General features: G+C 41.6%; 18 protein-coding genes and 1 pseudogene. 6 read left to right on the top strand and 13 right to left on the bottom strand.

Going from position 1 to position 19,552, the window contains the following annotated elements; all coding sequences use genetic code 11:
• Positions 1–93: 93 nt before the first annotated feature.
• The 3 genes from AB5754_RS02450 to tgt all read right to left on the bottom strand — a co-directional run bounded on the left by AB5754_RS02450 (position 94) and on the right by tgt (position 2,058).
• Positions 94–363 carry a post-transcriptional regulator gene (locus tag AB5754_RS02450; RefSeq protein WP_368251676.1) on the bottom strand — a complete coding sequence of 90 codons (270 nt, stop codon included), beginning with the start codon at positions 361–363 and terminating at the stop codon, positions 94–96.
• A gap of 71 nt (positions 364–434) precedes the next feature.
• On the bottom strand, positions 435–794 hold the full coding sequence (gene yajC, locus AB5754_RS02445; RefSeq protein WP_311834096.1) for a preprotein translocase subunit YajC: 360 nt from the start codon (positions 792–794) through the stop codon (positions 435–437).
• A gap of 118 nt (positions 795–912) precedes the next feature.
• Entirely contained in the window at positions 913–2,058 is a 1,146-nt protein-coding gene (tgt, locus tag AB5754_RS02440) for a tRNA guanosine(34) transglycosylase Tgt (RefSeq protein WP_311834075.1), read from the bottom strand.
• Positions 2,059–2,317: 259 nt separating this feature from the next.
• Here tgt and AB5754_RS02435 point away from each other — a divergent pair, with 259 nt between their 5' ends.
• Entirely contained in the window at positions 2,318–3,055 is a 738-nt protein-coding gene (locus AB5754_RS02435; RefSeq protein WP_311834074.1) for a DUF975 family protein, read from the top strand.
• A 47-nt stretch (positions 3,056–3,102) separates the two neighbouring features.
• Here the strand turns inward: AB5754_RS02435 and AB5754_RS02430 are convergent, their stop codons facing one another.
• Positions 3,103–5,739, bottom strand: coding sequence for a calcium-translocating P-type ATPase, PMCA-type (locus tag AB5754_RS02430; protein ID WP_368251675.1), 2,637 nt, complete (start codon positions 5,737–5,739; stop codon positions 3,103–3,105).
• A gap of 719 nt (positions 5,740–6,458) precedes the next feature.
• On the bottom strand, positions 6,459–7,490 hold the full coding sequence (gene queA / locus AB5754_RS02425; RefSeq protein WP_368251674.1) for a tRNA preQ1(34) S-adenosylmethionine ribosyltransferase-isomerase QueA: 1,032 nt from the start codon (positions 7,488–7,490) through the stop codon (positions 6,459–6,461).
• A gap of 444 nt (positions 7,491–7,934) precedes the next feature.
• Here queA and AB5754_RS02420 point away from each other — a divergent pair, with 444 nt between their 5' ends.
• The 4 genes from AB5754_RS02420 to AB5754_RS02405 are packed head-to-tail and all read left to right on the top strand — an operon-like array spanning position 7,935 to position 11,287.
• On the top strand, positions 7,935–9,053 hold the full coding sequence (locus AB5754_RS02420) for a betaine/proline/choline family ABC transporter ATP-binding protein (RefSeq protein ID WP_311834095.1): 1,119 nt from the start codon (positions 7,935–7,937) through the stop codon (positions 9,051–9,053).
• 2 nt (positions 9,054–9,055) lie between these two features.
• Complete coding sequence (locus AB5754_RS02415; protein WP_311834071.1) at positions 9,056–9,691, top strand: ABC transporter permease; 636 nt, start codon at positions 9,056–9,058, stop codon at positions 9,689–9,691.
• On the top strand, positions 9,692–10,615 hold the full coding sequence (locus AB5754_RS02410) for an osmoprotectant ABC transporter substrate-binding protein (RefSeq protein ID WP_368251673.1): 924 nt from the start codon (positions 9,692–9,694) through the stop codon (positions 10,613–10,615).
• A 3-nt stretch (positions 10,616–10,618) separates the two neighbouring features.
• On the top strand, positions 10,619–11,287 hold the full coding sequence (locus tag AB5754_RS02405; protein WP_368251672.1) for an ABC transporter permease: 669 nt from the start codon (positions 10,619–10,621) through the stop codon (positions 11,285–11,287).
• Positions 11,288–11,466: 179 nt separating this feature from the next.
• On the opposite strand, the gene AB5754_RS02400 is transcribed toward AB5754_RS02405, so the two are convergent.
• The gene (locus AB5754_RS02400) at positions 11,467–12,297 is read right to left on the bottom strand and encodes a Cof-type HAD-IIB family hydrolase (protein WP_311834068.1); all 831 of its coding nucleotides are present in this window, start codon (positions 12,295–12,297) and stop codon (positions 11,467–11,469) included.
• 98 nt (positions 12,298–12,395) lie between these two features.
• On the bottom strand, positions 12,396–15,101 hold the full coding sequence (locus AB5754_RS02395; protein ID WP_368251671.1) for a YhgE/Pip family protein: 2,706 nt from the start codon (positions 15,099–15,101) through the stop codon (positions 12,396–12,398).
• Between the two features lie 329 nt (positions 15,102–15,430).
• Here AB5754_RS02395 and AB5754_RS02390 point away from each other — a divergent pair, with 329 nt between their 5' ends.
• Entirely contained in the window at positions 15,431–15,796 is a 366-nt protein-coding gene (locus AB5754_RS02390) for an iron chaperone (protein ID WP_368251670.1), read from the top strand.
• A 52-nt stretch (positions 15,797–15,848) separates the two neighbouring features.
• Here AB5754_RS02390 and AB5754_RS02385 read toward each other — a convergent pair whose 3' ends face one another.
• The 6 genes and pseudogenes from AB5754_RS02385 to AB5754_RS02360 all read right to left on the bottom strand — a co-directional run.
• Complete coding sequence (locus tag AB5754_RS02385; RefSeq protein ID WP_368251669.1) at positions 15,849–16,163, bottom strand: hypothetical protein; 315 nt, start codon at positions 16,161–16,163, stop codon at positions 15,849–15,851.
• Between the two features lie 13 nt (positions 16,164–16,176).
• A complete protein-coding gene (locus tag AB5754_RS02380; RefSeq protein WP_368251668.1) occupies positions 16,177–17,772 on the bottom strand; it encodes a helix-turn-helix domain-containing protein in 1,596 nt (531 codons plus the stop codon).
• 266 nt (positions 17,773–18,038) lie between these two features.
• Positions 18,039–18,413, bottom strand: coding sequence for an HsmA family protein (locus tag AB5754_RS02375; RefSeq protein ID WP_311834063.1), 375 nt, complete (start codon positions 18,411–18,413; stop codon positions 18,039–18,041).
• Positions 18,414–18,833 carry a DUF2871 domain-containing protein gene (locus AB5754_RS02370; RefSeq protein ID WP_368251667.1) on the bottom strand — a complete coding sequence of 140 codons (420 nt, stop codon included), beginning with the start codon at positions 18,831–18,833 and terminating at the stop codon, positions 18,414–18,416.
• Entirely contained in the window at positions 18,814–19,242 is a 429-nt protein-coding gene (locus AB5754_RS02365; protein ID WP_368251666.1) for a hypothetical protein, read from the bottom strand. The genes AB5754_RS02370 and AB5754_RS02365 overlap by 20 nt, the downstream gene beginning before the upstream one ends.
• A gap of 43 nt (positions 19,243–19,285) precedes the next feature.
• A pseudogene (locus AB5754_RS02360) lies at positions 19,286–19,552 on the bottom strand (TetR/AcrR family transcriptional regulator); the annotation flags it as partial.

The raw sequence follows: 19,552 nt of genomic DNA, 5'->3' as shown, positions 1-19,552 counted from the left end.
AAAACAAAGAAAGCCTTTCCATCCTTTTCAAAAGTAGAAAGACTTTTTTTAAAGTTTTTTTCAAGAGCAAATAAAATGTGAAGTCCTTCTCAATCAAAACAAGTCAGAGAAATCTTCCAACTCGCTTAACTCTTCTTGATGAGTCCGAATCTGAATTTGTTGGTAGTCAAAAAAATCATAAACCACAACAAGGCGTAAGAGACGTCGCTTTTCTGCCTTTTTTGTCACTTTTTTCTTAGACCACAACCACTGACAATACTCCCACAGTTCTCTTTTGGTGATTTGTTCATAGCCTTGTTGGTGAAACTCCTGCAGTTTTTCATTGAGCGGTTTGCCGTAATACCATTTTTCCCACCATTTCATCATTGACACTCCTTTTTCTAAGCAAAATTGATCAGTGTCTAGGTAAAGAAAAATCCTGCAAAGCTGCAGGATTAGTCTTTGTTTTCAGTTGTGTCTGGTGTTTCAACCGGTTCAGTTGGTTCGACAACTTTTTCAACTGGTGTTTCTTCCACTTCAGTTACTGTATCGTCATTATAAACTGCAGTACCTGGTGTTACGGATTTAATAGCCGCTTTGTCATACTCCAAGAAAATGCCTTCACAGTCAATCACCACTGTTTTGTCGTTGACCTCAGACAAGACACCGTGTAAGCCACCAATGGTTACCACATTGTCCCCAGCTTTCATGGCGTTTAATGTGTTTTGGCGTTCTTGTTGTTGTTTCTTAGTGGAGCGAGACATGAAAAACCACATCGCCGCTAAGACAATAATTGGCAGTATCAATGTTCCCATAGATCCCATAGATATGTTCACCTCGATTTTTTTAATTCAGTCTTTGAAAACCTTCAAAGGACGTACAAAATATACTATAACAAACTTAAGCGCTTTTCACTACGGTTTTTCCTTAAGATTAAAAACTTTTGGCGTTTTCTTTATTAAAGCCATATTCTTCAAAGAAGGCTTGGCGGAACTCTAAAAGATTATCATCCATAATCGCTTGACGGACTTGTTTCATCAAATTTAACAAGAAATACAAATTGTGATAAGAAGTCAACCGAATGCCAAATGTCTCGTCACATTTAATCAAATGACGAATATAAGCGCGGCTGTAATTTTTACAAGTGTAGCAGTCACATTTTTCATCAATTGGTCGGAAATCGTGGGCATACTTGGCATTTTTCACCACAAGCCGGCCTTGAGAAGTCATACAAGTGCCGTTTCTAGCAATACGGGTAGGCAGCACACAGTCAAACATATCCACTCCCCGAATCACGCCGTCAATTAAAGAATCCGCAGCCCCCACGCCCATTAAGTAACGAGGTTTGTTTTCCGGAATCCAGGGTGTAGTGAATTCTAAAACCCGATTCATTTCAGATTTTGGTTCTCCTACAGACAAGCCCCCAATGGAATACCCAGGAAAGTCCATGGCTACCAAGTCTTTGGCGCTTTGTTTGCGTAAATCTTCAAAGCCCGCTCCTTGGATAATCCCAAACAAACCTTGGCGATCTGGATTGGCATGAGCTTCTAAGCCTCGATGCGCCCAACGACTGGTGCGTTCCACGGATTTTTTCACATAATCATAGCTTTCATCAAAAGGTGGGCACTCATCAAAACTCATCATAATATCAGAGCCCAATTTATTTTGGATTTGAATGGCTTTTTCCGGTGACAAGAACAATGGCGCACCATTTAGATGATTCTTAAAGTGCACTCCTTCTTCTTCGATATTGCGCATATCTGCTAAAGAAAAGACTTGGAAACCGCCGGAATCGGTTAAGATTGGTTGATCCCAGTTCATAAACTTGTGCAAGCCACCTGCTTCTGCCACCAGATCTTCTCCGGGCCGTAACCACAGGTGATAAGTGTTACTTAAAATAACTCCAGCGCCCATTTCTTTCAATTCTTCTGGCGACATGGTTTTAACCGTAGCTAACGTGCCCACGGGCATAAACATCGGAGTAGGAAATGTCCCATGGGGCGTGATTAACTCCCCTAAGCGCGCTCCGGTGTGTTTTTCTTTTTTTATTAAACGATACTGAATTGCCGGTTGTGTCATTTTGATCCTACTTTCTCTTTTAGTAACAACAGCCTAAGCCTTGCTTCAACTCACCTATGATAATAGTTGGTCTAAAAAAAGTAAAGCGCCCACAATCCTTCTTAAGAAAATACCAAAGGGACAAGGCTACTCGATTATTCTTTTTCGCATATCTTCGTAAAAAGTTTGTTTCAAAAGACGAGGGAGACTCGATTTGCTATACTGAGAGCAAGACAATCAAAATGTTAGGGTGATTGTTATATTTAGAAGGGAGAAAAGTATGAAAAGTAGAAAAGAACTAAAACAAGAGGCCAAAGATGCCTTAAGAGGGCGTTGGGGGAGTGCCATGGTGATGAATATTGTCCCTGGCTTACTCATTATGATTATTGTTTGGATAGTAATTGTTTTGGTGTCATTACCTTTAATGGCCAATACCGTGATAAGTGAAACGGTTGTGAATAATTCCAGCGGGGAAATGGATTTAGCTACAGCTTTAGCAATGATTCCTTCTCTAGGGGGCACTACTTTAGTCAGTCTAGTAGCCGGCTTGGTTGGCATTGTGATTCAAAGCGGCATCAACTTCACGTACTTAGATGCCATTCGCGGACGCAAGGAAGAACCATATCGCGTGGCCGATGCCTTTCGCTGTTTCCGTTCTCCTTATCTTTTAGGCTTAATCGTGATTTTTATTCTAGTTTCCATTTTTAGCTATCTGTGGGCTTTATTATTAGTGATTCCCGGTATTATTAAAAGCTATTCCTATGCTCAAAGTTATTTTATCTATTACGATATTTATGAAGGTACTGGGGAAAAGCCGGATGCTTTGGAATGCATTACTGCTAGCCGGCGTTTAATGGACGGTTACAAATGGCAACTCTTTGTACTAGACTTAAGCTTTATTGGCTGGGGCATTTTGGCCAGCATTACGGTAATTGGTTTATTGTGGTTTATCCCTTATTATTACACCACCAGAGCTGCTTTTTATAACGCACTACCTGATGAAGCAGTGACTTTTTAAAGTATTCAAAAGGCCGGAGCACAACGCTCCGGCCTTATTTTTTATGCTCACGCTTCCTCTTCCGGAGAGAAATGGAACTTGATCATCTCATTGATGAAAATCGGTACAATGGAAAGGATTGCCACTAGCAGCCAATGATTTAAGCTAATGGACACCAGATTAAATAACTCTTGTGTTATTGGCAACAAGGCCACTGCCGTGGTGATTAAAATGGCCAAAACTGCCATTTCAAACAACGATTTATTCGAAGCTAAGCGGACTTGAAAAATAGAGCGACTGCTACGAACATTAAAGACATGTAAAATAGAAGAATAAGCCAACACGAGAAAAGCCACCGTTTGCCCTACTTCTGGACTGGCTGCTACCCAATGACTGATGGTTTCGCCAAAACGGCCTAAGTAATAGCCAAAGAGAGTCACGAAAGTAAAGCTGGCTGCATTAATGGCGATTTTCTTGCCTAGCCCTCGAGCAAAGATACTCTCATGAGCAGGAATCGGTGCTTCTTCCATAATTCCTGCTTCGGCTGGTTCTCGGCCTAGCGCAAAACCAGGCAAGCCATCTGCAATTACATTAACAAAGAGCAATTGCACGGCTGTAAAAGGTGAGCCCCAACCTAGGAGCATGGCAATCACGACGATAAAAATCTCGGAAATATTACAACTTAACAGGAAATTCACCGCTTTGCGCACATTTTGATAGACCGTACGCCCTTGGGCTACTGCATCCACAATGGTAGCAAAATTATCATCCGTTAAAATCATATCTGCCGCACCTTGGGCTACGTCTGTTCCGGTGATCCCCATGGCGCAACCCACATCACTGGCTTTTAAGGCCGGAGCATCATTGACCCCATCTCCAGTCATGGCCACTACGGCTCCTGTGCGCTGCCAAGATTTCACGATCCGAATTTTATCTTCTGGCGTCACCCGCGCATAGACCCGCAGTTTCTTCACTTTTTGATCCAATTCTTCGTCACTCATTTTTTGCAATTGCGCACCAGTTAACGCTTGTTTTTGATTGGTCAAAATCCCCAACTCTTTGGCAATGGCACTGGCGGTGACCACATGATCACCGGTGATCATCACGGTGGTAATCCCTGCTCGTTTTGCCTTGGCAATGGCTCCTTTACTTTCTGGCCGTGGAGGGTCAATCATGCCAATTAATCCTAAGAGTTGCAAGTCTTGTTCCAAATATTCTGAGGTCATTTCACTAGGCTTTTCCTCAAAAATCCGGTAGCCTACTGCAATTACCCGTAAAGCTCGTTTACCGAAACGATCGTTGACGATGGTGGCTTTTTCCAGATCCCCATAGTGAAATTTCGGTAATAAAACATCAAAAGCGCCCTTGGTGACGGATAAGTATTTTTTGCCTTTTTTATGCACCGTAGTCATCATTTTCCGCTGTGAATCAAAGGGAATTTCGCCGATTCTGGGGTATTCTTCGTCTAATTCTTTTTTGGTGTGGTAACTTTCTTCCACCGCCCGGACAATGGCCCGCTCAGTTGGGTTGCCTTGGTAGTCTTTTTCCCCGTCTTCGTCTTTTGTGACCAAAACATCGGTACACAAAGTAGCGATTTTCAAAACTTCCATGGCTTCGTCTGTCATCTGGTCTTCCACATCTGTCACCACATCGCCATGAGACCACACCCGACGCACCCGCATTTTATTTTGGGTCAACGTTCCGGTCTTATCAGAACAAATGACACTAGCTGTGCCTAGCGTTTCCACTGCTGGCAAACGACGAATAATGGCGTTTTTCTTAGCCATTTTTTGTACACCATAGGCTAAAGTCAACGTGACAATCACCATTAAGGTTTCGGGCACAGCAGCAACGGCTAGAGAAACCGCAGTTAAAAACATATCCAAAAGTTCTTCATTTTGCAGATAGCCTAAGAAAAAGACAAAAGCTGCCGCAGCGAGGGCGATTATGCTGATTCGTTTGCCCAATTGATCCAGCCGTTTTTGCATCGGCGTAGTTTGCGGTCCAGTGCTACCAAGGAGACCGGCAATTTTCCCCATTTCCGTCTCCATCCCTGTGGCGGTAACAATCCCGCGACCACGACCATTGACCACTGTACAGCCTTTAAAGACCATATTAAGCTGATCTCCTAAAGGTAGGTCACCCTCTGCTACAAAATTGGCCTCTTTTTCTACTGCTTCACTCTCCCCGGTTAAGGCAGACTCCTCAATTCGCATTTGGGAAGTTTGAATTAACCGAGCATCCGCGGGAATCATCGCCCCATTTTCTAAGACTAAAAGATCCCCTACTACCAACTCTTCTGCATTGATTTCCACTTGCTGGCCGTCTCTGATTACAAGAGCCGTCTGTTTGTTCATGTCTTGCAAGGCTTCTAACGCCTTTTCCGCATTGCCTTCTTGGTAAATGGCTAAAAAGGAATTAATCACAACAATGGCAATAATTAACAGTCCTTCAAAATAATCCCCGTGATTGGTGGCAATCGCTGTATAAAAGGAAATCGCCGCGGCTACTAATAAAACAATGGTAGTAAAATCCATGAGACTGTGTAAAATTTTCTTGGCTAGTGAATCCTTCTTTGCTTCTTCAAAACGATTGGGACCATTTTCCTTGAAGCGCTTGGCTGCTGTGGCCTGATTCAGCCCTTGATCAGGGTCAGTAGCCAGCGCCTCTACTACTGTGGGAATCGTCTTTTTGTATTCATCCATCTGCATTCCTCCATTATATTTTTTTGATTAAAGCTACTTTAACTATAACATGGATTTTTTTAATTCATCAAATAATTGACTATATTTTCATAATTTTGAAAAAAATTCACAGTTTAATTAAATTTACAAAAGATAACCAAATCTATTGAAAGCGATTCCAATTCATGCTATACTATGTGTGTAAGGAAGGATAGAATTTGTTGGAAAGGAGATCTCGAGAAGATAAGAAAAGTAAACAAGTATAAAAAGTTGTTCGACGTACAAGATTCACCTAGATTTATATGTGCGGGGTAAGCCTTACAAATAGTGAATGCGTATCATAAGGTTGCACAAAGCATTACAGACAACACGGAAACAATTTACAAAAGATACGTAACCAAGTAACACATTAGTATACCGAAACAAGTTCCACATGATTTTAGAGTAGAAAATGTAGTGAAGACAAAGTTTTTTGTTTATGACAAGAGATTTCTTACGTTGCATGTATAATCTGTCAACTAACCCTTTTCAACAAATCCTTCCATTAAATAAGGACGGGCTTTCGAGAGCCCGTCCTATTTTTGTGTGTCTTACACTGCCCCTTCTCTTTCAAGTAGGCCCCTTTATCCAGAACGTTGAAGTAATAGCGTGATGATAAAAAAAGTTGGCCTTACCTTCTGTTTCATTGCACTTAAGCAATTCACCGAAAGTCAGACCAACCAAATTACAAACTCGAAAAGCTATTTCACAAACATGGCATCGCCAAAGCTAAAGAAGCGGTAACCTTCTTCAATGGCGTGATGGTATGCCGCCAGCACTTGATCACGTCCGGCAAAGGCAGACACCAACATCACCAAAGTGGATTTTGGCAAGTGAAAGTTGGTTGAAAAAGCATCCACTACTTTAAACGTATAACCAGGGGTAATAAAGATATCCGTCCAGCCACTATCGGCTTTGATTTCACCGTTAAATTTTGTGCCGATGGTTTCCAATGTGCGAATGGAAGTGGTTCCTACGGCAACAATCCGTCCGCCTCCTTCTTTTACTTTCCGAAGTTTTCCAGCAGCTTCTTCGGTGAGACGGTAAAATTCACTGTGCATTTGATGGTCGGCAATATTGTCCACACTAACCGGGCGGAATGTGCCTAAGCCTACGTGTAACGTGAGATACACCAATTCCACACCTTTTGCTTGAATTTTTTCCAAAAGTTCTTTTGTAAAGTGGAGTCCCGCAGTAGGTGCTGCGGCGGAGCCATTTTCTTTGGCATAAACGGTTTGGTAGCGGTCAGGATCTTCTAGGCGCTCTTTGATATACGGTGGCAAAGGCATTTCCCCTAACGATTCCAATATTTCTAAAAAGATTCCTTCATAGCTAAAAGTGATAATCCGGCCTCCGTGTTCCAATTCTTCTTCCACTACTGCTTGTAAACGCCCATCTCCAAATGAAATCTTCGTACCGACTTTGGCTCGTTTCGCAGGTTTAATCAAGGTTTCCCACGTGTCTCCTTTGGTATTGGTCAAAAGCAAGACTTCCAAATGACCGCCCGTATCAGGTTTTTCTCCATACAAACGAGCAGGCAGCACTCGAGTATCATTCATCACCAAAGCATCCCCGGGGTTTAATTCTTCTAAAATATCGCTAAAGTGTTTGTCCTCCACACTCCCTGTTTTGTGATCTAAGACCAACAAGCGGGATGCACTGCGATCAGCTAATGGGGTTTGGGCAATGAGTTCTTCTGGTAAGTCAAAATCAAAATCTTCTGTTGTTAACATTTCCGTCACTCTTTTCTCTGCATTGTCTTGGCTATTTTAGCACGTTTTCTCGCCTTTATCGACAAAGGGCATTTTAGCGACGTGCAATTCCTTTGATTTCTGTGAAAACTATGAGAACAATTTTGAAGACTTTAAATAGAATTCCCCAAAAGTCGCCACAAGGTTTTCAGGACAAGGACGGAAGCTTTTATAAAAAATGGCTATTTTCTGCAAATTACCAATCAATTTTCTTTTTAATATTAGAAAGCCCTTTGAAGAAAAGGCGGTAGATTTGCGGATATAAGAAATTTTTGTCACACTAATAATGCGAGGTTGTGGATTTTTGACGATTTTTACACTTTTTTCAAAAATTCCTCAAACAACCCTACAGGAAAACTGAACAGAAAGAGGCGAATTCAATTGATCGAATTTCAAGAAGTAACGAAAATCTACAAAGGCGGAAAAATGGCCGTAGAAGATGTGAATCTGTCTTTTGACAAGGGGGAATTCATCTGTTTTATCGGCACATCAGGTTCTGGCAAAACCACTTGCATGCGCATGATTAACCGAATGAATGAACCCACCAAAGGCAAAATTCTCATTGATGACCAAGATATTCAAGCATTAAATCCCGTGGAATTACGGCGTAAAATCGGCTACGTCATTCAAAATATCGGACTGATTCCCCACATGACCATTCGAGAAAACATCACTTTAGTGCAACGCTTGCTAAAAGTAGATGAAAACAAGCGGAATCAAACAGCGGAAAAAATGATTGATTTAGTGGAACTGCCTCGTGAAATGCTTGACCGCTACCCTAGTGAGCTTTCTGGCGGGCAACAACAACGAATTGGTGTGGTGCGAGCCCTTGCTGCGGACCAAGACATCATTTTAATGGATGAACCCTTTGGCGCACTGGATCCCATCACAAGAGATGCACTGCAAGATTTAGTAAAAGATTTGCAAGAACGTCTCGGCAAAACCATTATTTTTGTAACCCATGATATGGACGAAGCATTGAAATTGGCCAATCGCATTGTAATCATGAGCCACGGCAAAGTGATTCAATTCGATACGCCGGAAAATATTTTGCACCATCCGGCCAATGAATTTGTGGAAGAGTTGATTGGTGAAGAACGCTTATTGCAAGCGAAGCCTGATACAACCCGCGTAGGCGAAGTCATGTTAAGCCACGCCATCACCATCACTCCTGAGAAATCCTTGCGAGAAGCCATTAAACTCATGCGGGAAAAACGAGTGGATACCTTATTGGTGACAGATGACAGTCAAGTCTTAAAAGGCTTTATCGACGTGGAAACCATGGACAAAATGCGAGGGAAAGCTACCAGTGTAGGGGATATTTTAAACACCGAAGTCTTTCATGTAAATCAAAATACCCAATTGCGCCACGTGCTGCAACGAATCTTGAAACGGGGATTGAAGTATGTCCCTGTGGTAGATGACCAAAAGCGAGTGGTGGGGATTTTGACCAGAGCTTCTTTAGTGGACATTGTTTACGATGTGCTTTGGGGCGATGAGCAAACCATTAGCGAGGCCGTGGAATCAGCGAAAGAGGGTGCTTAAAAATGAGCAACTTTTTCAATCAATACGGCAGTCAGATGCTTTCTAAAAGCGCCGAACACTTGTATATTTCCATTATCGCTTTGGTAATTGGCATTTTAATAGCGGTGCCTTTAGGAATTGTCTTAACCCGCACACCCAAAATCGCCAATGTGGTCATCAGTATTACCAGTGCTTTGCAGACAGTACCTTCATTGGCCCTACTCGCTTTGATGATTCCTTTTTTCGGGGTGGGAAAACTGCCAGCGATTATCGCGTTGTTTATCTATTCTTTACTCCCGATTTTGCGCAACACTTATATTGGAATGAAAAATGTCGATGCCAATTATCGCGATGTGGCAAAAGGCATGGGCATGACCAATTTTGAGTCCATTCGCATGGTAGAACTGCCCCTAGCCTTGCCTACGATTATGGCGGGGATTCGTCTGGCCGCAGTCTATGTGATTGCCTGGGCTACATTGGCTTCTTATATTGGCGCTGGCGGTTTGGGAGATTTAATCTTCTCTGGTTTAAACAACTACCAGCCTCCATTGATTTTTGCCGGGACGATTCCGGTAACGATTTTGGCTTTAGCTGCCGACTTTTTCTTAGGGATTTTGGAAAAACGACTAACCCCGAGAACGACAAAGGAGGCCAATTAAATGAAACGCAAACTAAGTAGTTTACTCTTGCTTCTGGTCAGTCTGTTGACATTGGCCAGCTGCTCCTTACCAGGACTTGCCACAGCCACTAGTGACAATACCATCGCCATCACCGGGGGGATCACCTCTGAAGCTCAGATTCTCGCTTCTTTGGTGGCGGAAATGATCGAACACGATACCGATAAAGAAACCACGATTATTAACAATCTCGCTACCACTACGATTAATCATCAAGCGATGATGCAAGGTGATGCCCAAGTGTCAGCAGCCCGCTACACAGGAACTGACTTGACTACCACCCTTAACTTAGAACCGACAAAAGACCCTGAGGAAGCTTTTAAGATTGTCAAAAGAGAATTTGCCAGTCGCTTTGACCAAACGTACATGCCTTCTTACGGTTTTGACAACACGTATATCTTCCTAGTGCGAAAAGACACTGCCGAAAAATACAACTTGAAGACCGTCAGTGATTTAGCTGATCATGCCGGCGAATTAGTAGCCGGTGTGGATACTGCTTGGATTACCCGAGAAGGCGATGGGTATGAAGGCTTTAAAGAAGAATATGGCTTTAGTTTCGAGAGTATCTTACCGATGCAAATCGGCTTAGTCTATGATGCGGTAGCTGCTGGGAAAATGGATATCGTCTTAGGCTATTCCACCGACGGACGGATTGCTAGTTACGATTTGGTCATGTTAGAAGATGACCGTCACTTCTTCCCGCCTTATGATGCGGCAGCGGTGATTAGTAACGGTTTATTAAAAGAGTCCCCCGAAGTTAAAGATGCCATTGCCAAATTAGCCGGCAAAATTGACACAGAACAAATGCAAAAACTAAACTATGAAGCCGACAATAACTTGGTGGAACCGAGCATTGTTGCTCAAAGCTTTTTAGCTGACCACAACTATTTCGAAAAGGAGGAATAAGCCATGGACTTACAAGAGTTGAATTTACTGCAACAGTTTTTCTATTATTATCAACAAAACGGCAGCTATGTCTTTAGCCAATTTCTCCGGCATTTTCTGATTTCGATTTACGGAGTGGCTTTTGCGGCCATCATTGCGATTCCATTAGGGATTTGGATCAGTCGTCACCACAAACTGGCAGACTGGGTCATTCGCATAGCCAATATTATCCAAACGGTGCCTTCTCTGGCCATGATTTCCATTTTGATGATTGGCATGGGACTCGGCGTCAATGTGGTGATTACCACGGTCTTTCTGTATTCTCTGTTGCCGATTATTAAAAATACCTATACCGGGATGAACCAAGTAGACAAAGATATTCTCGATGTGGGCAAAGGCATGGGGATGACTGCTTGGCAACGATTGTACATGATTGAACTACCTCTTTCTGTATCGGTGATTATGGCAGGTATTCGTAATGCTCTCGTTGTCGCCATTGGAATTACCGCTATTGGCGCTTTTGTAGGCGCTGGTGGCTTAGGTGATATCATTATTCGCGGCACCAACGCTACAGATGGCGCTTCGATTATCCTTGCCGGAGCATTGCCCACAGCCTTAATGGCAATTATTACCGACTGGCTCTTAGGCTTAATCGAACGCCGACTAGATCCCGCTAGCAAGACTTCTGCTTAATAAAATGAGCGGTGAAACTGTGTCTTTCAGATTAAGAGCAAATAAACAAAAGAGCGAGAGAGGACTGTAATGCCCTCTTTCGCTCTTTTTGATTTGTATGAAAAACCTGTTGCTATTTGTAGATCCTTTGGTTTTAGTCAATTACTATCCTATTTGTTTCCCCCATTTTTACTACAGTGCTAGTCCTCTCTTTTAGCCAAACTCACCAATTGTTTCAAGACAATTGCCACTCCATTATGATTATTGTCCGCCGTAATAAAATCCGCTTTATTACGAGCCGCTACTGAGCCATTAGCCATAGCAATCCCCATACCGGCAGCACCAATCATTCCGGCATCATTGTCATGATCTCCAATGGCCATCGTATTGGAGAGAGGCACTTGATAGTATTCTGCCAATTTTTCCAATGCCAAAGCTTTGGAGATTTTTTTATGGGTGAATTCTAAATAGTTTTCCTTGGAACGATAACTGCTAGACTCCAATAAAACAATCTTACTTAAAGAGTTTTCTAACGTGGCGATTTCCTCGTTTGTCGCAATAAACAATACTTTATGAATCTCTGGCTCTTGAGCTAAAAAGCGATTCAACTCCACTTCTTCGGCTTTCATGCCCGTGATTTTTTCTTCTGCGATAACCCATTGATTTCGCTTTGGTACCACCCATTTTTCCCCAGCATAAATATTAATTGCCACGTGAGGATAACTATGAAATGCCCGTAAAATTACTTTTTTTGCTTCCACCAAATCTACTGGCAAACTAAAAAAAGGCTTTTTTGCTTGGTAATCACTAATATAGGCCCCATTATAAGCTGCCAAGGGTGTTTTTAACCCCAATTCCTCCTGAATTTTCGTCATGCCCAAAGGTGATCTGGCCGATGTTAAGACAAAGGGAATTTCTTGGGCGCACACTTCAGCCATAACCCCTTTCAATTCTGGGGTTACTTCATGATTTGTATTTAATAGCGTACCGTCAATGTCGCTGAGAATTAAACGAATAATCGGCTTAGTCATTTGATACCCTCCTTTACGTAGTACTCACTTTTTATCCTAGCAGATTTCTAATAAAAAAGCGCCTCCCCCTATTTGGGAAAGCGCAATTTTGCAAAGAATTAATGGAAGAAATGACTCTCTTTGGAAACTTTGTCCAAACGTTTCGTCAAGACTTCAACTTTTGGAAATACCAAGACGCCAATTACCCCAAAGCCAACAAACAGGGCAATCATAATCAAGATATTCGGCCAAGCGTTAGGCCAATAAATGCCTCCAGCAGACTCTCGCAATAAATCCACCGCATGGGTAAAAGGCAACAGCGGATTAATGGCTTGGAAGAACTTGCCAGAAACTTGAATCGGATAGTTCCCCCCGCCACCGGAAATGGACAGCACCAAGATGATAATGGCGATCCCTTTCCCGATATTGCCAAATAAGGCAGCTAGGACATAGACAATCATCATAAAGGCTAAGCCCACGATTAAAGCAAAGAGCACCGCATAAACCGGTTCGCGCACATCCACACCGAGTAAGAAGTAATTTCCTAGAGAAACTACTAGAGATTGAGCGACTGCCATGGTCAAGAAAGTCAGCATCCGCGCCACAAAAGTTTCTCGCTTGCTATATTTTTCTTTGTCTTTTCCTTCTAAGAAATACTCCGTGCTAGCCACACTGGACAATAACAAAGCCCCTACCCAGAGACAAAGCGCCGTGTAAAATGGCGTGCTGGCAGAGCCATTATTTTCAATGGGGTACATTTGAGTGGTGTCTAATTCCACTGGATTGGTAAAGAAATCACTTTCTGCATTGGCATCAGCTTTTAAAAGTTTGATGATTTCCCCAAGGTCGACTTCACCTTCACCTTTGCGAATGGCTTCTGCCGCTTTATGGATCCCGTCTTTTAAAAGGGGCCAATCATTTTGAATCAAATCTGCGGCCATGGACAGACCAGCTTCTAATTGAGGCATTTTTTCGTCTACCATATCCATGGTTTGACTGATTTCTTTTTCAATCCCCGGCCAGTCGTTTTGTAAGAAATCACTGGCTAAGGCTAATTTATTCTTTAACTCAGGCAAGTCGTTATTGTACAAGTCCGCTCCTTTGTTAATGCCCTCAACAATTTCATTCATGTGACCGTTTAATAAAAGATTGGCATCATGAACTTCTTGTTTAATCGCTGGCATTTGTTGCTGGTATTTTTCTAATAAGCTCACCGCATTGGCTACCGTTTTAGAAGTATTATTCAGCAAGCTGGTAAAATCAATGGCTTGGGCTTTGCCAATGGCACTTTGGGCATCTTTCATGGTAGTGATGGCTAGTTCTAAGCCTTTGGTGATGTCTGTGGCAATATCGTCTACATTAATCGCGCTAAGAGCAGCATTGATTTGGTTAGCAAAATCTTCCACGGCCCCTAATGCTGTAGTGGCACCACTAATATCTCCTGCTTGAATAGCTGCATTTAAGTTATTCACCCGAGTTTGCAACCCTTGAATCAAAACTTTTACATTTTCCAATTGGCTGACAATATTTTGCAAATTCGTTTCCGTGTCATAGTTAGGCAAGTCTTTTATGAAGTTTTGCAAGTTTCCTACATTGGTAGCTTTTTCCCCGAGACGGTCAGCAATTCCCGTTAAAGTAGCACCTAATGACGCTTTTTCTTCATCGGTTAATTGATTGTCTTCTAGTGCCGTGCTTACTTCTGAAGCCGCCGAAGAAACAAATTCATTAATCGTAGTTAAGTCATTGATGACGGTTTTAACTGTGGTGGTAATCGCCGGCAATGTGGTTTCCAATTGCTCTGCGGCGGCTTGCATTTGAGCGGCAAACTCTTTGGCATTAGCTCCCATACTCTCCACATCCGGCAAAATCTTTTGCACCGCAGCGATGATTTCTAAGCCTTGTTTGGCTTCTGAAATTCCTTCGTTCATGGTCTTTTCGATTTGTTCAAAATCACTATCCACTTCGGCCAACTGAGCGCCGGCACTTTGAATTTCAGGAATCTTTTCTTGTAAAGTTAAGATGATTTTAGCTTGTTTTTCCAATTCCGGCATCTTGTCATTTAAGGCAATCACTTTTTGCCCCATGGCGTCCACTTCTGGCAAATAGGCACTGAAGCTTTCCGCTTTTTTCAGTTTTTCTTTGATTTCTGGCATTTTGTCATTTAATTCTAGAATTTGATTGGCATAGCCTTCGATTTCTGCCGCATTTTCATCGGTGGTTAAAATCAAATTTTTGACTTTGTTAATGCTCACCAGATTGCTATCAATGTCATAGCCCACTTCATTCATCACTTTGATGACTGTGGAGCTAGCAGTCTTAATGAAATTTTCGGTAATCTGTTCTTGAAGACTGCTGGCACCCTTGTCTGTAATCTTTGGCGCAATGGCATTGATTTTTTCATTGATGTAATATTCGATTTTCGGCTTTTGAATCGTTCCAGACATAAAGCTTAACAAATCATCCGAAAAGTTCTTTGGTAAATAAATCCCCGCATAATACTTCCCAGAACGGACACCTGTAACTAAATCCTTTTTCGAATCCACAAACCGCCAGCCTAGCTGTTTATTATCTTTTAAAGTATCCAGCACTTGATCGCCAATATTTAGTTCTTTGTCTTGGAAACTAGCCCCGGCATCATTGCTGTAAACCGCAATAGGCAATTCTCCTGTATTGCCGTAAGGATCCCACAAAGCTTTGATATTAAACCAAGCATATAAGGAAGGCAAAATCATCAGTGCCACAATCAAGAAGACCGCCACGGGACTTTTGGCGATGCGTTTCCAGTCTAATTTATACAGTTCAAAAACATGCTTGATTTTTTTCATCGTTCTCATCCTTTATTTATAATGGCAATGCTCACCTGAAGCGAGCGATTCTTTCATCATGTAACTCTAGCACGAAACAAAAGCCGCTACTATCAAAAAGCCGAGCACCTGCGTTAGATTCGGACAAATTGAAAAATCTGTCAAAATTGGAAACTCTTTCAAAAAATTTAGAGACTTCCCAGCTTAATATTTACTTTAAATTTAGCATGGAAGATAGCAGAAAGATAATGATTCGCTCACGCTTTTTACAGTTGGGCGGTCTTCTTAAAAGCAAACAAATCGCTCTCATTTCCAAGATTTGTTATGCTAGGAAAAAAGGAGGCGTAATGATGGAAACCTTTGAAGATTATTTAGCTACCGTACCTGAAGAACAAGTTCCTCGTTTTCAAGAAATCTTTAGTTGGGTGGAAGAGCAGTTTCCCACTTTAAAACGCAGAGTCGCTTGGAACCAACCGATGTATACCGATCACGGTACTTTTATCATCGGCTTTAGTAGTGCCAAAAAACACCTGTCAGTCGCACCGGAGACTGCGGGGATGGAAAAATTTAAAGAGGCTTTCGAAACAGTTGGCTACAATCCTAGTAACAAGATTTTTCGCATTCCTTGGAATAAACCGATTGACTGGGATTTATTGCATGAAGTGATTGCCTTTAATATTCAAGACAAAGCCGGTTACGATAAGTTTTGGCGCTAACTGCAAGAAAGAGGACAGGAGTTGCCCATTCAGGCGAATCTTGTCCTCTTTTTTATAGTTCTTTGACACTGATAAACTGCTGCATCAAATTTTGCAAAGCATCGGTTAAGCGCTCAGGATCTTCTTCGTAGCTTAAAGAAATCACCGGCGTTTCGTAATTATCATAAAGACTAATCGGCGTTAGGACATTTCCCTCTTCTTTTAAAATAATCCGCGGGTGATAGATCGCCTCTCCGCAAACACCGCCTTTAAGAATGGACAGCTCGTATTGCCCGGCTTCTTTTTGGCGCAAACGATAGTAATTGCCTTCGATAAATTCCTTTTCGCCAAAATTTTCTTTAATGACTTGCCATTGACCTTGACCCATGTTTTCCTTCTTTCTACAGCTCGTAAAAACTGTCTGCTTCTTCTTCAAAAAGAAAATTTGAAATTCTTTTGCTTGCTTGAGGATAGACTTCTTTTCCTGATAATAAAGATTTTTCGTCCACTTGCTTTAAATATTCCCGAGAACGTCGCCGCTGAATCCGGATAATCATACTATTTAGCCGGCCCCAATCTGCTTGAGAGATAAAATTATCAATCAGTAACAAGTTCTCATCTTGGTAATTTTCAATGGGATTGTTGGCTAAAACAATATCATATTTGTGGAATTGTTCCAAGTCTTCCTTATGGGTAAATAACACAAGCCCCAAGTAAACATCCACACTAACTTTATCAAATAATTGACTTTTAATTAAATCTTTTAGCATCTTGCCATGTTTGGCCCCGCGATCACTGACCACTAATAAGTTAACCTGTTGGCGCAATGCTTCCAAACGCAAAGGCAAGTCCTGCCACTCAGCAACTAATGTACATAAAATATCCGCTTCTCTCGTTTCCACCCAAGGAAAATTACATTCCTTTTCAATTTCTTGCAAATTCACGGTGACTAATTTGGAAAAGATGGGATACAAAGTGCGGATTTCCCGCGCAGGCACTTTATTTTCATGGCGTAAAATAACACGATCATAAGGATAAATCGTATAAGTCAAATACCAGTGCATCATCCGCTGACCGATTTTTTTGCGATCTTCTGAAGGCAATGGAAACTCCACCGCCCGCTCCAATTTGTCTAAAAACCGATCAATGGCTAGTTTGATCCGTATCTCTTGTTGGGGATTGGCCCAGTTGTAAAACTCATAAAAAACGCCGTGGCTAACTTCCCGCACCCAGCCATCCACCAGTTGATAGCTAGTATTTGCCAATAATTGCCGAACATATTTTCCAGAAATCGTAATTAGCTGTTCGATGATATCTTCTGGTTCTTCGTAAATCTCCTCGCTTAATAAAAAGCCTTGGGTTGCCCGAATACAAGTTACCATGAACAAATAAGCGTGTTGCAAAATTTGCCGATTATCCAACAGTACATCAAAATCTGTGGAAGTCCGCAGAAGAAAACAAAACATTTCTTGTTCATCTGTCTCAAAAGGCCACTCAGCCCCACCATAGGCTTCTTCAAAATAGCTTTCATAAAACAAGCGTACCCAACGCTCATCTTCGGCTACTAAGCAAAAGGGTTTTCGTTGCAAGGTCAACCCGTGGCGCGCCAAAGCCTTCGTCAACTGGCGAATCATGCGATAAAAAGAAGTCTCACTTACGTACAATTCCTTTATCCAATAATCCGCATCTTGCGTGGGCTCGAAAAAAATCCGCTCAATAAATTGAAACTCCGTGGATTCTTTCAATACTTGTTGGTAAACATTTTTAATTTTATTGGTTTGACCTCCCCGAATCATCAAACCTTTCCGCTTAGAAAAATCAATTTGGACATACTCTTCCCATTCTTCATTGATGATTTCCAAATCCTTCATCAATGTCTTGTCTGTACAATCCAACAACTGTACCAGCTGATCTACCGCCACCCAAGTATTCAAATGGGCCAGACATTCGATCAAATGTAAACGCCTTTGAATCGTTTTACTCAATAGTGCACGCATAGGATCACTCCCCTTGTGATTTCAACTCCTACTCTGGTCACCTGATGTATTTTCCCCCATTATTCTGCAACTTCTATCTGTAACACTCCCTATTTTAAAATTAGCTGAAACCGATTAAAAGGTCAAGAATATTTTCTGGAGATAACTCCATTGTCTACGCTAATCACAAGAAAAAATTTCTGGCTAGTTAGTAAAAAAGAACCGGCCAAAAATACCTTTCAATCTTTCAATTGAAAAGACTTTTGACCGATTTTTTCGATGTCTTTTTAACTCATTCCTATAAAAATACCAATCACAAAAGGAATCAACCAAATGGACCAAACCAAAATACTAAATTTATGAAAGTTTTCTTGGGAATGACGCTTCTTTTTAATCAAAATGACTGTGGCCCACAACGCATGAAAGGCCATCAGCAATAAGGCAATCAACCCTGTAACGCCATGGAGATTGAAGGCAAATTGCCCACCTGAGATACGACTCATAATACTGGTACCCGTGCTATCAAAAAGAAAACCCAGCCAAAAGATTACAGCATGCCAAGGCAACAAAATCCCCTTTTTCCGCTCCGCAAAGACCCCAACGGTATAACAAGTCAAGGCCAGTACCATAGAAATAATCGCAAATAATAACAATGATGACATTTAGTTTTCCTCAATTTCTTTCAAATATTTTTTCCTAATTCCAAGTAAAAATAACAACAAACAAATTGCTACTCCACCATGAGAAAGCCCCGCTATACCTGACAAGGACGCATTCAACGCATTTCCTAAAGTCACATCTTCCACGGTGACAATGCCTCGAATAAGCATGGTTAAAATCATTACCAGTAAAGAAATGTTGTATGTCACAAACAGTTTATTGAAGTTTTTGGGCCGTTCCTTTTTAAAAACAAAAGCTAACAACAGCAAGACCCCGGTTCCTAAAATTAATAGGTGGGTGTGCAGAACCCCTAGAGAAGTTTGGCCGGAGAAATCATACATTTTCGTAAACTCTCGATAGAAAATTCCTGCTACCATGGCTAAAATAAAATAAAGCACAGCACTATTCATGACTTTTTTCATTTGTTTTCCTTCTTTCTTTAAAATATTTTTGTAAAAACAACAAGCCCGCTAAAGACAAAGCCGCCCCTAACCCAGTATAAAAAAAGGCGATAAAAGAGGCCGGCAACAAGTGCCACCGGCGAATACTTATTCCACCAGTGATCATTACCGCCATAATCACAAAGGCTTTTCCATCAAAAAAACGCCAAAAATACTGTTTTTCTCCATAGCCCAGTATTCTTGCTTGATGTTTTTGAGTCAACGGTCCAAAAACCAGCAACCAAAATAGGAAAAACACTAGGATACTAAGGAGTAAACTCCCCCAATTTAGCTGATTTTGATAAGCTTCGAGACCAATTTTCAAGACATTTCCCCCTACCACTAACCAGACAATGCCGGCAAATAGGAGGAGTGTTTTCTGGTTAACCATTATGCACCTCCAACTTGAACCGTGTTCATATTAGTCTAAAAAATTAATACAACGCGTTTTCCACAAATTTTAATAAACTTTCTGACCGCTTTTCACTCACCATTACCGATAAAAACAGCTCAAAACAATATTCTACAAATTCTTCTGGAGTCAATTCCTCGCCGAAAACGCCTTTGCGGATAGCAGAATCATTCTGCAAAGTAACTAGCAAGCTCTCTTTAATATGATCCCAGTAATTTGCCATCAACTTTTTACCCATTTGTTCGTTTTCCAACGACATGACCAAAGCATGCTCGGTAAAAAAGTGGGG

The sequence above is a fragment of the Enterococcus sp. 2201sp1_2201st1_C11_2201SCRN_220225 genome, from assembly GCF_040925905.1.
Lineage (GTDB): Bacteria > Bacillota > Bacilli > Lactobacillales > Enterococcaceae > Enterococcus_C > Enterococcus_C asini_A.
Note: the sequence above shows the minus strand (reverse complement) of the source record. Positions and strands in the feature narration are given on the sequence as shown.